This window comes from Streptomyces gilvosporeus, assembly GCF_002082195.1.
GTDB lineage: Bacteria > Actinomycetota > Actinomycetes > Streptomycetales > Streptomycetaceae > Streptomyces > Streptomyces gilvosporeus.
In genome coordinates, this window is record NZ_CP020569.1 from 2,685,196 (window position 1) to 2,700,098 (window position 14,903).

Annotated in this window: 10 protein-coding genes and 1 pseudogene; 4 read left to right on the forward strand and 7 right to left on the reverse strand. The window is 74.4% G+C overall.

Features of this window, described 5'->3' with window-relative positions; genetic code table 11:
- Positions 1-21 precede the first annotated feature (21 nt).
- The 3 genes from B1H19_RS11805 to B1H19_RS11815 form a co-directional block, all read right to left on the reverse strand.
- Positions 22-456: a hypothetical protein gene (locus B1H19_RS11805; protein ID WP_083104576.1), complete on the reverse strand. Its 435-nt coding sequence runs from the start codon at positions 454-456 to the stop codon at positions 22-24.
- A 40-nt stretch (positions 457-496) separates the two neighbouring features.
- Positions 497-1,345 (reverse strand): IclR family transcriptional regulator domain-containing protein, encoded by an 849-nt coding sequence (locus tag B1H19_RS11810; RefSeq protein WP_083104577.1) that lies wholly within the window; start codon positions 1,343-1,345, stop codon positions 497-499.
- 75 nt (positions 1,346-1,420) lie between these two features.
- Positions 1,421-2,365: a quinone oxidoreductase family protein gene (locus B1H19_RS11815; RefSeq protein ID WP_083104578.1), complete on the reverse strand. Its 945-nt coding sequence runs from the start codon at positions 2,363-2,365 to the stop codon at positions 1,421-1,423.
- A 723-nt stretch (positions 2,366-3,088) separates the two neighbouring features.
- On the opposite strand from B1H19_RS11815, the gene B1H19_RS11820 reads away from it, so the two are divergent.
- On the forward strand, positions 3,089-4,468 hold the full coding sequence (locus B1H19_RS11820) for an FAD-dependent monooxygenase (RefSeq protein WP_083104579.1): 1,380 nt from the start codon (positions 3,089-3,091) through the stop codon (positions 4,466-4,468).
- Positions 4,469-4,634: 166 nt separating this feature from the next.
- Positions 4,635-5,711: an RNA ligase (ATP) gene (locus B1H19_RS11825; RefSeq protein ID WP_083104580.1), complete on the forward strand. Its 1,077-nt coding sequence runs from the start codon at positions 4,635-4,637 to the stop codon at positions 5,709-5,711.
- 81 nt (positions 5,712-5,792) lie between these two features.
- On the opposite strand, the gene B1H19_RS40440 is transcribed toward B1H19_RS11825, so the two are convergent.
- From B1H19_RS40440 to B1H19_RS11840, 3 genes are read right to left on the reverse strand one after another with little or no spacing between them, the layout of a single operon-like run.
- The gene (locus B1H19_RS40440; RefSeq protein ID WP_261340962.1) at positions 5,793-7,658 is read right to left on the reverse strand and encodes a helicase-associated domain-containing protein; all 1,866 of its coding nucleotides are present in this window, start codon (positions 7,656-7,658) and stop codon (positions 5,793-5,795) included.
- Positions 7,659-7,672: 14 nt separating this feature from the next.
- On the reverse strand, positions 7,673-9,304 hold the full coding sequence (locus B1H19_RS11835; RefSeq protein WP_083104582.1) for an SWIM zinc finger family protein: 1,632 nt from the start codon (positions 9,302-9,304) through the stop codon (positions 7,673-7,675).
- The gene (locus B1H19_RS11840; protein WP_083109558.1) at positions 9,301-12,084 is read right to left on the reverse strand and encodes a DEAD/DEAH box helicase; all 2,784 of its coding nucleotides are present in this window, start codon (positions 12,082-12,084) and stop codon (positions 9,301-9,303) included. Before B1H19_RS11840 ends, B1H19_RS11835 begins: the two co-directional genes overlap by 4 nt.
- Positions 12,085-12,443: 359 nt before the next feature.
- On the opposite strand from B1H19_RS11840, the pseudogene B1H19_RS11845 reads away from it, so the two are divergent.
- Positions 12,444-14,101 (forward strand): annotated as a pseudogene (locus tag B1H19_RS11845) (UvrD-helicase domain-containing protein).
- 45 nt (positions 14,102-14,146) lie between these two features.
- Positions 14,147-14,461 (forward strand): DUF6343 family protein, encoded by a 315-nt coding sequence (locus B1H19_RS11850; protein WP_083104583.1) that lies wholly within the window; start codon positions 14,147-14,149, stop codon positions 14,459-14,461.
- Positions 14,462-14,494: 33 nt separating this feature from the next.
- Here the strand turns inward: B1H19_RS11850 and B1H19_RS40445 are convergent, their stop codons facing one another.
- A complete protein-coding gene (locus B1H19_RS40445; protein WP_083109559.1) occupies positions 14,495-14,884 on the reverse strand; it encodes a tetratricopeptide repeat protein in 390 nt (129 codons plus the stop codon).
- Positions 14,885-14,903: the final 19 nt, after the last annotated feature.

A 14,903-nucleotide genomic window follows, 5' to 3' on the forward strand; every position in this document is an offset into this window, starting at 1 on the left:
CCCGGGAGGGACCCGGCCGGGTCAGCGCGGCGGCCTCGGACGGTCGGGGGATCCGCCGAGGGTGAGTCCGCCGGAGATGGTGCCGGTCTGGATCACCGGACCGTACTGGACCCCGCCGCTGATGGAGTTGTGCACCTCGGTCGCGGGCAACTCCCCGAGCAGGGCGCGCAGTTCGGCCGCCGCCTCCGGGTCGTCGCGCAGCAGGCGGCGCAGCCGCAGCCGCCAGTGCGCGGTGATGTCCGCCGTGGTGGCCTCGTCGCCCTCCTCCAGTGCGGCGACGAGATCGGCCCGCCAGACGTCCAGCTCCCGTTCGGCCGCCTCCTCCTCCGCTCCGCCCCGGCGTCGGGCGAGGAGCGCCGCCACCCTGTGGCGTACGGCCTCCCAGCCCTGCGTCGTCATCTGCTGCACCAGCGTGGTCGCGCCCGCGGTGGCAAGCGTCACCAACTCCGCGTCCATCGGACCCCCTTGTGTGTGGTTACACCATTGTCGCCGGGGCTCAGGCCCCGTCCGAGGCCGGGCGGGCGGCTCCGTGGCGGCTGAGTTCGGCCGCCGCCTCCTTCGTCGCGTCGATGACGCTCTGCGGCGGCTGCGGCATCACCGTCTTGGGCTTGAGGAGCAGTACGGAGCCCATGATGGCGCCGTCCCACATGATCGGGGCCGCGCAGGAGTTCCAGCCGGCCATGCATTCCTCGAACCCGAGGGCGTGGCCGAGGTCGCGGACCTCCGTCAGGGACGTCAGCAGCGCGTCGTTATCCCGGTAGACGCCCGGTCCCGCCTGGTCGGGCACGGGCTCGGCCAGGACCCGCTGCTGGAGGACCGGTGTCAGGTAGGCGAGGATGGTGCGCCCGGAGGCGCCGGTGCGCAGCGAGCGGGTCACGGACAGCACATCGCGCGGGGTCATGCCCAGTTCGGCGAGGTCCGAGTCGCCGACGGCCATGTCGACGCACTGGCGCTGCGCGCCGGAGAACGGCGCGACCATGTAGAGGAACGCCAGCCCGCCGTCGGTGGCCTCGCGCAGCCGGCGCAGCACGGTCTGGGTGATGTCGCCGTCGAGGCGGTGGTCGAGCGCGGTGAAGGCGAGCTGGGCGGCCGAGGTCCGCAGCCGGTACAGGCCGCGGTCGACGCGTTCGAAGATGCGCTGGTAGATGCCGGACTGCAGGATGCGGTAGACGACCGAGTCGTCCAGGCCGGTGAAGTCGGCGATCTCCCCCGGCCCGTGGGCGTATCCGCCGAGTTCGGCGAAGGCGGTCTGGACGAGGAAGACCCGCTCGGCATGGCCGGATCCCGACGCCCGCGGCGTCGCGGCCGAAGCCGCGGCCCCCGATGCTGTGGTGCCGTTGCCCATCGTGTGCTCTCTCCCCTGGCAGTGATCCGTGCGCACCGGCGCGCGGTTGGTGTGGTGCCCGCCGTCCACCGCCGGCTAGCGGGCGGCGTCCAGGGCGAGCTTCCCGGTCGGGGTGCGCGCGGCCAGATCGTGATGGGCCCGCGCCGCCTCACCGAGAGCGTAGGTGGCGCCGGTCAGCGGTGTGAGCCATCCGTCGGCCACGGCCTCGAACAGCGCCCGCATGGACTCCGGCAGGGCCGTGCGGTCGGCGTACAGCTGCGGCAGCCAGAAGCCGGAGAGCGTCAGGGACCGCTCCATCAGCTCCCGGGTCGACACGTTCGCCAGCTCACCGCCCGCGAAGCCGTACACCGCCAGCCGGCCGCGCGGGGCGACGGCGGCGAGGGTCCGGGCGAAGGTGGCCCCGCCGGTCATCTCCAGCGCCGCCTGCACGGGGCCGCCCGCCGCGTCCACGATGCGCTCCGTCAGGTCCTGCGCGGTGGAGTCCACGGCGGCGTGGGCGCCCAGTTCCGTCGCCAGTTTGCGCTTCTCCTCGGAGCCGGCCAGGGCGATGACCCTGGCGCCGGCGTGCGCGGCGAGTTGGACGGCGAGCGAGCCCACGCCCCCGGCGGCGGCCGGGACGACGACGCTCTCGCCCTCGGTGATGCGCAGCGTGGTGAACAGCAGATGCCAGGCGCTGTTGCCCTGGAGGGCGAGCGCGACGGCCTGTTCGTCGGTGATGGCGTCAGGCACGTCCCAGGTGACCCGGCGGTGCAGCAGCGCGCGTTCGGCGTAGCCGCCGCCCCGGGTCAGGCCGACGACGCGGCGGCCGCCGTCGACGGTGCCGACGACTTCGTTGCCGGGGATGTAGGGCAGTTGGACGGGCGCGAGGTAGGAGTCGTCGCGTACGTGCATATCCGCGAAGTTGACGCCCGCCAGGGTCACATCGACCGGCGTGTGCCCGGCGCGGGGTTCGGGCTCGGGCACGTCCTCCAGCCGCAGGACGTCCGGGCCGCCGAATTCTCGCATCACGATCGCGCGCACGACTCTCCCTCGGATTCTTCGGTGCGGTGCCCGCACAGGGTAGGCACGGCGCCCGACAATCCGGGGTCACCCGATCATTTCGCGCCAACCATCCGGCCTGTGTTGCGCCAACTTTCCGCTGGGGGCGACGCATATCCGACGGCTTTCTCACGACGCGAGAAAGCAATGTTCCGCTTTCTTCCCATTACGCCGCTTTGGTGGGGGTCTACCCGGCAGTATCCCCGGGGTGGCTCCTACGCATCCCTCGTCGTATTCCGGCTACCGGAAGTGATCGACGCCGCCTACGATCCGGAACTGTGCCCGCCGTCGACCGGATGTGACGGCCGTGCCCCATGGGACCGCACGCAGTATGCGAGGCAGTTGCGCCGGTCCGTCCCACCCGGTGATACGGGCGGGTGGCCGAGGGTGTGGCCCGGTGTGCGGTGGGGCGGGCACGGCCTGAGGGGGAATCATGATGGGGAAATCGGGGGGCGGCAGGCCGGCGTTGGCGCCGGCCTGCCGGGACCCTCAACGAGCTCAGCCGCTCCTGACCACAGCGGTGCGCGTTCTGCGGTCCGCCTCGGTTTCCCTGCCCGCCTCGGTGACGGCCTCGCTCACGGCCGCCACGGACGCCGTCATCGCCGCCGCGCGCCGGCACTCCCGTATGCATGCGGCACCGCCCTTTCTGGAGGCGACCCGCTATCCCGGGGACACCGCGCGCTCCCGCCGAGAAAGGCACTGCCCATGAACGCGTCGCGCAGTACGGGCCCTTCCGGGCTCCAGTTCACCCACCCGTTTCTCGCCGTCGTGCTGGGCGGAGGTTTCACGGGGATGCTCACCGCCGCGGCGCTGTCCGGGTACGCCGACGTCATCGTCGTCGAACGGGAACGGCTGCCGCGCACCCCCGCCCTGCCCACGGACCTGCCGCAGGCCCGGCACGCCCATCTGCTGTCGGCGGACGGCGCCCGCGCGGTGGAGTCGCTGCTGCCGGGGGTGACCGAGCGATGGCTGGCGGAGGGCGCGCGCGCCCTGCCGCTGCCGTCCGGGGCCTCGGCGGCCGCCCCGCAGGGCCGGTCGACGCGCCGTCCCGCGAAGTGCCTGATCGCCTGCTCGCGCGATCTGCTCGACCGGGTCGTACGCGAGCAGGTGCCGGCCCTCGACGGGATCGGCGTGCTGGACGCGACGGAGGCCGAGGGGCTGACCGGCACGGCGGAGCACATCACCGGGGTGCGCATACGGGACACCGTCACCGGCAGGGTCCGCCGCCTGGACGCGGACCTCGTCGTCGACGCCACCGGACGGCACTCCACCACGCCCGACCGGCTCGTGCAGCTGGGTCTGCCCGCCGTCGCCGAGGAGAGGGCCGACCCGGGCATCGTCAGCGCCACCCGGATCTTCCGCGCCCCGCCCGGCGCCCCGAACTACCCGGTGATCACGGCCCGTTCGGCCCCCGAGGAGCATGCGGGCCACGGCCGAACGGCGACGCTGGTGCCCATCGAAGGCGGCCGCTGGCTGGTCACCCTCACCGGCGCCGGGTCCGACCGCCCCAGTGAGCACGCGGACCGCTTCGTGCCGTTCGCGCGCCGCATACCCCAGTGCGTCATCGGCGACCTGATAGCCGACGCCGAGCCGCTGAGCGAGGTCCATCTGACCCGCGACACCGCCAGCCGGCTACGGCGCTACGAACAACTGCTGCCCTGGCCCACCGGATTCGTCGCCCTGGGCGGCGCGGTGGCCGCCTTCACCCCCGATTACGGCCAGGGCCTGTCCATCGCCGCGCACAGCGCCCTTGCCCTGCGTCAGGCGCTGCGCCGGCGCGGGCTGGACGCTCCGGGGTTCGCCCGTACGGTGCAGCAGTCCCTCGCCCGCATCGCCCAGGCGCCCTGGACCGACGCCACCGGACGGCCGCTGCCTGCGGCCGCCGCCGGAGCCCGGCCCTCGGCGGCCGGCCGGTTCGTCCGCGGGGCCGTCAACGGCGTGCTGGGCACCACGCTCGGCCGCTCGCCGGTCTGCCGCGCCTATGTCGATGTGGTCAAACCCGCGGCCCGCTTCGCACGGCCGTCCGCCTCGGTGCCCCTACCGGCGGCGGCGCCGGCCGCGCGGCGCAAACCGGCCGACCACTGACCGCCGCTGCGTCCCCTCCTCCGGGCCGGGCCCGGCCACCGGCGGGAAAAATCCGTTCGCCCGGTGCCCGTTCGGTCGATCACAGTGGTGGGGCGCCGCACGGGGCGGCGCGGACGACCGGTGCGCATCTGCCGCGCCACCGGGGGAACGGAAACGGGGACGGGGCATGTCGACGCTGCGCGTCACGGTGGAGCACCTGACGATTCATGACCATCCGAACGCCGATGCGCTGGAGCTGGCCCAGGTCGGGCTCTACCGCGCCGTCGTCGCCAAGGGGGCGTTCCGCACCGGCGACGTCGCCCTGTACATCCCCGAGCAGGCCGTCCTCCCTCAGGAGTTGGTCGCCGAGCTGGGACTGACCGGCAAGCTGGCGGGCAGCGCGGCCAACCGGGTCAAGGCGATCCGGCTGCGCGGCGAGCTGTCGCAGGGCATCGTCTGCCGGCCGCGGGCTCTGGACGGCACGGATCTGGCGCGGGCGGCCGAGGAGGGCACGGACTTCGGTGCGCAGCTCGGGATCGTGAAGTGGGTGCCGCCGGTGCCGGTGTCGATGAGCGGCGAGGTGGAGCCGGCACCCGAGCTGCTGCCGTGGATCGACATCGAGCATCTCAAGCGCTATCCGGAGGTGTTCGCCGAGGGCGAGCCGGTGGCGGTCACGGAGAAGGTGCACGGCACCGCCTGCTGTCTGACCTACAGCGCCTCCTCCGGCCGCGTCCAGGTGACGTCCAAGGGGCTGGGCGCGCAGCGGCTGGCCCTGGTGGAGGACCCCGGGAACCTGTACTGGCGGGCGGTGCGCGCCCATGGGGTGGCCGAGGTCGCGGCGGAGCTCGCCGCGGAGCTGGGGGCTGCTCGGATCGGCGTCTTCGGCGAGGTGTACGGCGACGGCGTCCAGGATCTGGGGTACGGCGCGGACAGCCGCCGCGGCGAGCCCGCGTACGCCGCGTTCGACGTCGCGGTGGAGGTCGGCGGGCGGGTGCGCTGGCTGGCCCCGCAGGAGCTGGCCACGGCGGTGGAGGGGCGGCTGCCGCTGGTGCCGACGCTGTTCACCGGCCCGTACGACGCGCGGCGGGTGATGGAGCTGGCCGACGGACGCGAGACGGTCTCCGGGCGCGCGGTGCACCTCCGGGAGGGTGTGGTGGTCCGTCCGCTGGGCGAGCGCTACAGCCCGGTGGTCGGCGGCCGGGCCGTCGCCAAGGTGGTCAGCGGCGCGTATCTGACCCGCAAGGGCGGGACGGAGTACGAGTAGCCGCCCGCCCGTTGGCCGTCGGTCCGGTGCGTCGGTCGGCCGCCGGCCCGGGCCGTGGGTCGGCCGGTCCGGGCCGAACGGTCAGCCGGTCCGCTCCAGGAGGCGCTGCGCGAGCGCCAGTCGGGCGCCGGGGTCCCGGGCCGGCACCGGGGCCTTGGTCCGGTGCGTGGGCGGCCGCTCGACCGTCGTCGCGCCGGTGTCGGACTCCAGGGCGGGGGCGTACCCCGCTGCGCGCAGCGCCTCCAGGGTGGCGGCCGGCGGCCGGCCGCTGACCAGGACGGTCGGGGCGACGGCCCGCAACCCGAGGGTGCGCAGGGCGTGGTGGGCGGCCAGCTCCTGGACGAGGGTTTCGTCGTCGGAGCGGATGCAGCAGGCGGCGGGCAGGACCCGCATCCGGCCGTGGCTGCGGGCGGTGTCCCGGATGAGGTAGTCCAGCGGCTGCGGCAGGCCGCCGGTGGCCGAGGCGGCGGTGAGCCCGTCGAGGAGCGTGTCGGCGCAGTGGCCGGTGTCCAGGGCGCGCCGTACGGAGGCGGGAGTGAAACGCCAGGTGACGGCGTGGCCTTCGGACTCCCGGTCGGCCGTCGCGGCGAGCAGTGCATCGAGGGCGGCGGCGGGGCGCCCGGGGACGACGGCGGTCAGGTCGGCCTGGAAATGGGCCTGTTCGACGAGCGGTGGGAGCAGATCCCTTAGGGGAGCGTCCAGGTCGTGCGGATCTGCGAGGAGGGCCCGGCCCAGGGGGGTGAGGGTGCCGTGGGCCAGAAGGCCGAGCCAGGCGGCTTCGTGCAGGGTGTGGGCGGCCCGCTCCTCGGCCGGCGGCTGTGCGGTGACGGCGAGGGGGCGGTGCCAGTCCGCGGCGGCGAGGAGGTCGGTCAGCGGCTTGTGGTCGGGGGAGGCCAGGGGCGGCAGGGGCGCCCCGGCGCCGAGCGGGACGGTGGCCAGCGTGGCCAGGAGGGCGTGCCGCAGGGCCGGGGCATGCCGGTCGTGGCCCCGTACCAGCGCGGTGGGGGTCTGGCCGAAGGGGGTGTGGGTGGGGACGTCCCACAGGGCGGACCAGGCGGCCAGTACGGGCGCGAGGCGCTCACCGGGCGGGCGGGTGAGCCAGTCGTCGTAGGCGCCGGTGGGCAGCGCGGTGATGCCCGACGGGGTGCGGGTCAGGGCGATCAGGTCGGCGGCGAGGGCGAGATCGAGCAGGAGCCGGGTGAGCGGTTCGGTGGCGCCGGCCGCCTTGGCCAGCCGTTTGATCTCACGGATCGTCAGCCCGCCGGACTTGCGCAGCGCCGCGGGCTGCGCCGCCAGGGAGGCCAGCAGGCGTTCCAGGGTGGCGGCGAGGGCGGTGGTGGCGGTCCGCGCTTCGTCGAGCAGGGACGCGTCGGTGGGCGTCCGCCCGGCGAGGGCGGGCGCGGTCTGCGGGGCCGGCCGTGGGGCGTGCGCGACGAAGGGGCCGAGGTCGTGGGCGGCCAGGAGCTGCGGGGTGCGCGGCGGGACCACGATCGCGCCGTCCTCGGCCCGCGCGGCCAGGCCGTCGTCGTACAGGGCGTGCAGGGCGCTCTCGGCGGCCGTCCGCGCCGGTGCGGCGGTGGCCCCGAGCGCGGCGTACACCTCCTCGGGCGGGACGGGTTCGCTCGCCAGGTGGGCGAAGGACAGCCGGTGCGCCATCAGGGACTGGTAGTCGGCGCCCGGTGCGGGGGCGGCGGGCCCCGGGGCGGCGCGTGCGGCGCGCTCCTGGCTGAGGCGGGCGGTGGTGGCGAGCACCTGCAACCGGGGGTGGTCGAGGTGGATCACGAGCTGGTGGAGGACCTCGTACGACCACAACGCGCCTGCCAGTTCGCGCAGTTGGGTGGGTGCGGGGCGGCGGGCGAGCGGCTCGCCGTGGCGGGTGAGGAGTACGGCGAGCTGCTCGGGGGTGCGCCGGGCGAGGGATCGGGTGAGTGTGTCGAGACCTTCCACGGTGCCGAGGTTAGTCATCGCGCTAGCAGGGTGGTCAGGGCGCCCACCGGGTCGGGGTCCGCGGGCCCGGTGGGCCACCAGTCCTCGGCGCCGGGTTCGGATTCGTACGGGTACCAGCGGTGGTCGCGGCCGTAGCGCAGCTGGATGCGGCGCAGGGGGTCGGTGAGGTGGTTGTGGCGCGGGCGCAGGGGCGGGAGATCCGCGGCGATCAGGGCGCTGCGGGCGCGGTCGAAGTCGCCGGCCGGAGGGTTCCAGGTGGTGTCGAGGAGGGCGAGGCCCTCGGGGCCGCCCTGCCGCCAGGCGGCCACGGAACGGGCGACCTCGGCGGGGGTGCGGCCGGTGGCGGCGGCGAGGTCGCGGTAGAGGGCGCGCGTGGCCGAGGTGAGGCCGGCGGTGGGATGGGCGGTGGCCGCCAGGCGGACGGCGTCCTGCCATGCAGGCAGCTGCGGGAACGGGCTGCGCAGGGGCGGCCGTTCGCCCCCGGGGGCGGTGGGTGCGGTGGCACTTCCGGTGGTGGCACTTCCGGTGGAGGCACTTCCTGCGGCGGTCGCAGCGGGTGCGGCGGCCGGGAACGACAGGAAGCCATGGGCGCGGGCCGCGGCGTCGGCGGCCAGGAATTCCAGGGCGGCCGGATCGAAGGGCAGGCCGTCGGCGTCCGGGAGGGCGGGCGGCCGCCCGGGGTGCTCGGGGAGCGGCAGGGGCGGCGGGAGCGGCGGCCGGTGGCGGTCGGCGAGGGCGTCCCGGGCGAGGACCCCGGTGGGCTCGCCGGGGGCGGAGGCTGCGGGGGACGGGGCGTCGGGGAACGGCGTGCCGGAGACCGGGGTCTCGCGGGTCAGCGATCCGGGAGCCCGGGAATCCGGGGCTGGGGAATCGGGGACCGGGCCCGGCATCCGGGAGGCGCGGCTCTCGTCGGCCGTATGCCTCGCCGTACGCGCCGCAAGCGTCGCCGACTCCGCCGTCGTACGCGCCGCCTGCGCCGTACGCGTGGCATGACGGCGGGAGAGCTCATCGAGCAGCTCCCGTTCGCCGCGGCCGCGCATCAGCAGCAGCACGAACGGGTCCGCGTCCAGGAGGCGGGCGACCTGGAAGCACAGCGCGGCGGCGTGTTTGCAGGGCCGCCCGTGGTCGGGGCACGAGCAGCGGGGCACGAGATCGCCCGGCCCGGGGAGGAGCCGCACGGCCCCTTCGGCCAGGGCCCTGGGCAGCTTTTTGGCCAGCAGCGCGGCCAGTTGGGCGGGCTCCGCGGCGATGGCGCCGAGCACCTCGTCCCACTCCTGGCCGGAGAGGGTCCGCAGGCGGATTTCCGCGCTGTAGGGGCGGGGTCTGCTGCCCCGTACGGTGGCGACGATGCGGCCCGGAGTGACGTTGATGGTGTCGACGTGCCCCTCCCGCGCGTACGCCCGGCCGCGGTCCAGCCGGGCGCCGTCGAGCGCGGTGCTCTCCAGCGCGTCCACCCAGGCATTCCCCCACCATGATGCGGCGAACGGGCCCTCGGCGCGGGCGGGCAGCGGCGGGAACGTGCGCGAACGGTCGGCGCGCGCCTGCCGGTCTGCCACGGCGGCGCGCCCCCGTGCCGCGGGCCGCCCCCGGAAACCGGAGGCTTCCCTACGGACCTCCCCGGCCGCATCCGACCACCTCGGGCTCATGCGGACCTCCTCAGGGAGACCAGATCGGCCAGTTCGGCGTCGGACAGCTCGGTGAGCGCGGTCTCGCCGCCGGAGAGCACCGCGTCGGCGAGCTGCCGTTTGGCGGCGAGGAGTTCGGCGATGTTGTCCTCGACGGTGCCCTCGGCGATCAGCCGGTGCACCTGGACCGGCTGGGTCTGGCCGATGCGGTAGGCGCGGTCGGTGGCCTGCTCCTCCACCGCCGGATTCCACCAGCGGTCGTAGTGGATCACATGGCCGGCGCGAGTGAGGTTCAGGCCCGTACCCGCCGCCTTGAGAGACAGCAGGAAGACCGGGGCGTGGCCGGACTGGAACCGCTCGACCATCCGCTCCCGCTCGGCGACGGGCGTTCCACCGTGCAGCAGTTGGGCAGGGATGCCGCGGTGGGCGAGGTGCGCTTCGAGGAGGCGGGCCATTGCCACGTACTGGGTGAAGACCAGGGTGGCGCCGTCCTCGGCCAGGATGGTGTCCAGGAGTTCGTCGAGGAGTTCCAGCTTCCCGGAGCGCGCCGCCAGGCCCGGTGCGGTCTCCTTGAGGTACTGCGCGGGGTGGTTGCAGATCTGTTTGAGGGCCGTGAGCAGCTTCATCACCAGGCCGCGCCGTGCGATGCCCTCGGCGGCGCCGATCCGGTCGAGCGCCTCGTGGACAACGGCCTGGTACAGCGCGGCCTGTTCGCGCCCGAGGGCCACCGGATGGTACGTCTCCGTCTTGGGCGGCAGCTCCGGCGCGATCCCCGGGTCGGATTTCTTGCGGCGCAGGATGAACGGCCGCACCAGCCTGGCCAGCCGCTGCGCCGCCTGCGGATCTTCCCCGCCCTCGGCCTCGCGGGCGTGCAGCGCGCGGAAGGTCTTGAGGGGCCCCAGGAGGCCCGGGGTCGTCCAGTCCAGGAGGGCCCACAGCTCGGAGAGGTTGTTCTCCACCGGGGTGCCGGTCAGCGCGATCCGGGCCGGGGCCTTGATACGGCGCAGCGCCTTGGCCGTCGAGGACCGCGGATTCTTCACATGCTGCGCCTCGTCGGCGACCACCCAGGCCCACTCATGGGCGGCCAGTCGGGCGGCGCTGCTGCGCATCGTCCCGTAGGTGGTCAGGACGAAGCCGCCGTCCAGGTCGTCGAGGGAACGGCCGGTGCCGTGGAAGCGGCGTACGGGCGTGCCGGGCGCGAAACGCTCGATCTCGCGCTGCCAGTTGCCCAGGAGGGAGGCCGGGCAGACGACGAGCACCGGGGCGGCGGGACGCCGGTGCCGGTGCAGCGCGATGACGGTGACGGTCTTGCCCAGGCCCATGTCGTCGGCGAGGCAGCCGCCGAGGCCGAGGGACATCATGCCGTCGAGCCAGGCCATACCGCGCAGTTGGTAGTCGCGCAGGGTGGCGTGCAGCCCCGGTGGCTGGGGCAGGGGGCGGGCGGGCGCGGTGAGGCGGGCGCGCAGCGCAGCGAGCGGCCCCAGGGGCACCACCTCCACCTCTTCACCGTCGACCTCGGCGGTGCCGCCCAGCGTCGCGGCGAGCGCGTCGGCCGGCTCCAGGTGGCCCAGTTCGCGTTTGCGGGCCTTGCGGACGAGGGCGGGGTCGACCAGAACCCACTGGTCACGCAGCCGGACGACGGGGCGGTGGGCCTCGGCGAGGGCGTCCATCTCGGCCTCGGTCAGCGGTTCGCCGTCCATGGCCAGCTGCCAGCGGAACTGGAGCAGTTGCCCGGTGTCGAAGAACCCGAAGCCGTCCGCCGCCGAACCCGGTGCGGGGCGCAGCACCGCCGTGGCGGTCAGTCCGCGTGCCAGTTCCCTGGGCCAGTGCACGGCCACCCCGGCGGCGGCGAGTTTCGGCGTGAACGGGCCCAGGAGGTCGTTCAACTCGTCCTCGCTGAGCGGCAGTACGTCGGGCACCGGCCGCTCCAGAAGGCGGGCCAGTGGCTCCCAGACGCGGGCCGCCCGCCGGAGCGCCAGCAGGGTGTCGACGCGGGACCGCGGCCCGAAGTGGTCGGGGCCTTCGCCTTCCCACAGGCGGCGGGCGTCGGTGACCAGGGTCGGGTCGGTCAGGCTGTGCACCTGGAGCACAACGGCCGCCGCGCTGCGCTCCCCGGCGCCGCGCCCCTCCCCGTGGCCGTCGTCCGGCCCGCCTTCCCGGACGTCGTCCGGCCCGGCGTCGAAGAGCTTGTGTGCGGGGAGATCGAGGCGCAGCGAGAGCCGTACACCGGCGTCGATACCGGCCGCCGCCTCGGCGGCCCACTCGCGGGCACCGGGCAGCGACTGCGGCGCACCGGCCGCGAACGGGGCGCCGGCCACGAGCGCGGCGGCGGGCGTACGGGGCAGGGTGTCGGCCACCGCGTCCACGAAGAGCCGCAGCAGCCCCATCGGATCGGGCAGCCGCAGCGGACGGCTGTCGGGGACCGGGACGGCGTACGCCTCACCGGGCATGGCCGCGGCGATGGCCCGTAGATGCACGATGTCGGCGGGATCCAGCGGGCCGGCCCGCCAGGCGTCGATGTCGTCGGCCGTCAGACCGGGCAGCAGCCTGCCGCGCGCAGCGAGATGCAGGGCGTGCAGCGTGGCCGCGCCCCAGCAGGCGGCGGTCGGATGCGCACCCGGATCGTGCCGGGCCCCGGCCAGCAGCGGCACGGCCTCGGCCAGCGGAAGCAGCACGGCGGGGACCGTGCGGCCGCGGGCCCCGTTGCCGTGCCGCCGGGCAACGGTCAGCTCCGTCGGCTCACCGGCCGGCCCGCCGTCCCCTGTGGGCAGCGGACCGCCGTCGGGCCGCCAGAGGGCCATCCTCCCGTCACGCGGCGGCCGGGCGGGGAGGAAGGCCACGGCACAGCTGCCGAGCGCAGCCCCGGCGCCGCCGACGCTGTCGCCCGCCGTCTCCCACCGCCTCACCGTGCGTCCCTTCGTCTCCACCACTTGATCGCTCCGCGCCTGCCGCGGCGCAAAACCGATGGAAGCACACGGCACTGACAATGCGGCCCGCCGCCCGCTCCGCCCTCTTCCGACGAGACGGCAGCGTCGCCGGACCGACCCGAACCCGAGTTATCCACAGGCAGAAGGACACTTCCCCGCGCGGCGCCACAACTCGCTACAGTCCGTCACATCGTCACTTTCGGTGATGGCCCGAACTCGGCGAGGAGGCCCTCATGTACACCCCTACTTCCGCTCCCGCTCCCACTCCCACTCCCACTCCCACTCCCACTCCCGAGCAGACCGCGGCGACCGACACCTTCCGCACCGGAGCGCATCTCGTGATGCAGGCCGGCGCCGGCACGGGCAAGACGACGACCCTCGCGATGCTCGCGCACACGGCGCGGCGCCAGGGCCGGCTGGGCGCTATATCGCGTTCAACAGGGCCATCGCCCGCGACGCCGCGAGAAGATTCCCCGCCGACGTCGCGTGCGGGACCGCCCACTCCCTCGCGTACACCGCGGTCGGCCGGGACTACCAGGCGCGGTTGAACGCGCCGCGGCAAGCGGGCTGGCGAACGGGCGCGGCCCTGGGCATCGACGAGGGCATGACCGTACGCATCGGCGCACGCAACGTCACCAACAAGGCCCTCTCCTATACGGTCCTGCGCACGGTCAGCCGCTTCTGCCACTCCGCCGACACCGACCTCGCCCGCCACCACGTGCCCTCCTTACGCGGCGCCGAAGCGGAGGCCCTGCACGATCAGCTCGCCGGCCTCGTCCTGCCGTACGCACGCAAGGCTTGGGCAGATCTTCAGCACCGGGACCGCGGTGTGGTCCGCTTCGAACACGACCACTACCTCAAGATGTGGGCCCTGCAAGAGCCCGTGATCCGCGCGGACTACCTGCTGCTGGACGAGGCGCAGGACACCAACCCCGTGGTCGAGCAGGTCTTCTCGGCCCAGCGCGACCACGCCCAGCTGGTACTGGTCGGCGACTCCGCGCAGGCCATCTACGGCTGGCGCGGGGCACGCGACGTCATGACCGGCTTCGACGGCGAACGGCTCGCCCTCTCCCGTTCCTTCCGCTTCGGGCCGACGCTCGCGGCGGAGGCCAACCGCTGGCTGTCGATCGTCGGCGCACCCCTCCGGCTCACCGGATCACCGCAGGTGGAGACGGAGCTGAGAGCGGTTCCCGCCCCGGCGGCGATCCTGTGCCGGTCGAATGTCGGGGCGATGGTGGAAGTGATACGCCAACTGGAGACGCACCGCAGGGTCGCCCTCGCGGGCGGCGGCGAGGCACTGAGCGCACTGGCGCGCGCCGCACACGACCTCAGGGAGGGACGACGGGCCACGCACCCCGAGCTGATGCTCTTCGAGTCCTGGTCGGAATTGCGCGAATACGCGGAGTACGACCCGGCCGGACGGGATCTGCTCCCCCTGGTGGAGCTGGTCGACGAGCACGGCACGACCGCCCTGCTGCGCGCCCTGGACCGGCTCTCCCCGGAGAGCTCCGCCGAGGTGACGGTGTCCACGGCGCACCGCGCCAAGGGACGGGAATGGGCGAGCGTGCGCATCGCGGACGATTTCACCGGCCCCGACGATCTCGACGAGTGCGACGAGGACGGCACCCCGCTGCCCGGCCCGATCGACATCGATGAGGCACGCCTGGCGTATGTGGCGGTGACCCGCGCCCGCGCGCAGCTCGACATCGGCGGCTTGTCCTGGATCAACAGCCACCCGGCGGGCGACCCCTCCCCCGGGTCGGCCGCAGCCACTGCCACTGCCACTGCCACTGCCACTGCCACTACAGCGAGTACCGGGCCGACACGATCCGAGAACCGGTCATGCGCCCACGACCCGGCAGGCGCACCGATTCCTGACCCGAATCGGTGACCGGCCCACCAAAGAGGAGGATCCTGGAACCAGAGAGGGACGCAGATGCGTACGGGAAACGAGCCGCTTCAGGCACGCAGCCCGCTGAAGATCCGCTGTGGGCTGGCGCTGTGGGGACTGCTGTGGGCCATCGCCGGAGCCGTTGCCTTCGCCATGGCAGGCCGGCCGGGGTGGGCAGCGGCCTGCGCGGCCCTGGCGCTGGTGGCTGCCACGGATCTGGTCATCGTCATACGGCACATTCGCCAGGGACCGCACTACCAGCCGGGCAAGGACATACCCCCCTACGAGCCCGACGACGGCCGCAACGACGTCTTCGGCCGCCGGAACGCCGACGGCCGTCAGCGCCACACCAAGCCATAGGTCCTCATGCCCGGGGGGAGCGCGGGCGCGCGCCTACCCGCCTCCGCCCTCGGCGCCGTCGGCAGGCGCGAAGCGGGCCGCTTCGAGGAAGTCCGGGCGGGGTTCCAGGGCGGCCGCGAGGCGGAAGTGACGGAGGGCCTCGTCGGGGCGGCCGGCGCGTTCGAGCGTGCGGGCCAGGGCGAAATGGGCGAAGGCGTTGGCGGGCTCGCGTTCCAGGACGATCTGGAACTCCAGCTCCGCGGAACGCAGTTGGGCCGCCAGGAAGAACGCGCGGGCACGCAGCAGGCGGGCCGCGGTGTTCTCCGGGTGGGCGGTGATGACCGGATCCAGCAGCCGGATCGCGCCGCGGGGGTCGCGGGCGGCCAGCAGTTGGTCCGCGGCGCGGAAGTCGATGACATGCGTCTCGGGGCTGCGCTCGGGCACGGCCGTCTCCTCTCCGTAG

Excerpts from the sequence above, each read along its gene's own strand:
- B1H19_RS11805 (WP_083104576.1), bottom strand. The coding sequence starts at position 456 with ATGGACGCGGAGTTGGTGACGCTTGCCACCGCGGGCGCGACCACGCTG.
- B1H19_RS11810 (WP_083104577.1), bottom strand. The coding sequence starts at position 1,345 with ATGGGCAACGGCACCACAGCATCGGGGGCCGCGGCTTCGGCCGCGACG.
- B1H19_RS11820 (WP_083104579.1), top strand. The coding sequence starts at position 3,089 with ATGAACGCGTCGCGCAGTACGGGCCCTTCCGGGCTCCAGTTCACCCAC.
- B1H19_RS11825 (WP_083104580.1), top strand. The coding sequence starts at position 4,635 with ATGTCGACGCTGCGCGTCACGGTGGAGCACCTGACGATTCATGACCAT.
- B1H19_RS11835 (WP_083104582.1), bottom strand. The coding sequence starts at position 9,304 with ATGAGCCCGAGGTGGTCGGATGCGGCCGGGGAGGTCCGTAGGGAAGCC.
- B1H19_RS11840 (WP_083109558.1), bottom strand. The coding sequence starts at position 12,084 with ATGGCCCTCTGGCGGCCCGACGGCGGTCCGCTGCCCACAGGGGACGGC.
- B1H19_RS11850 (WP_083104583.1), top strand. The coding sequence starts at position 14,147 with ATGCGTACGGGAAACGAGCCGCTTCAGGCACGCAGCCCGCTGAAGATC.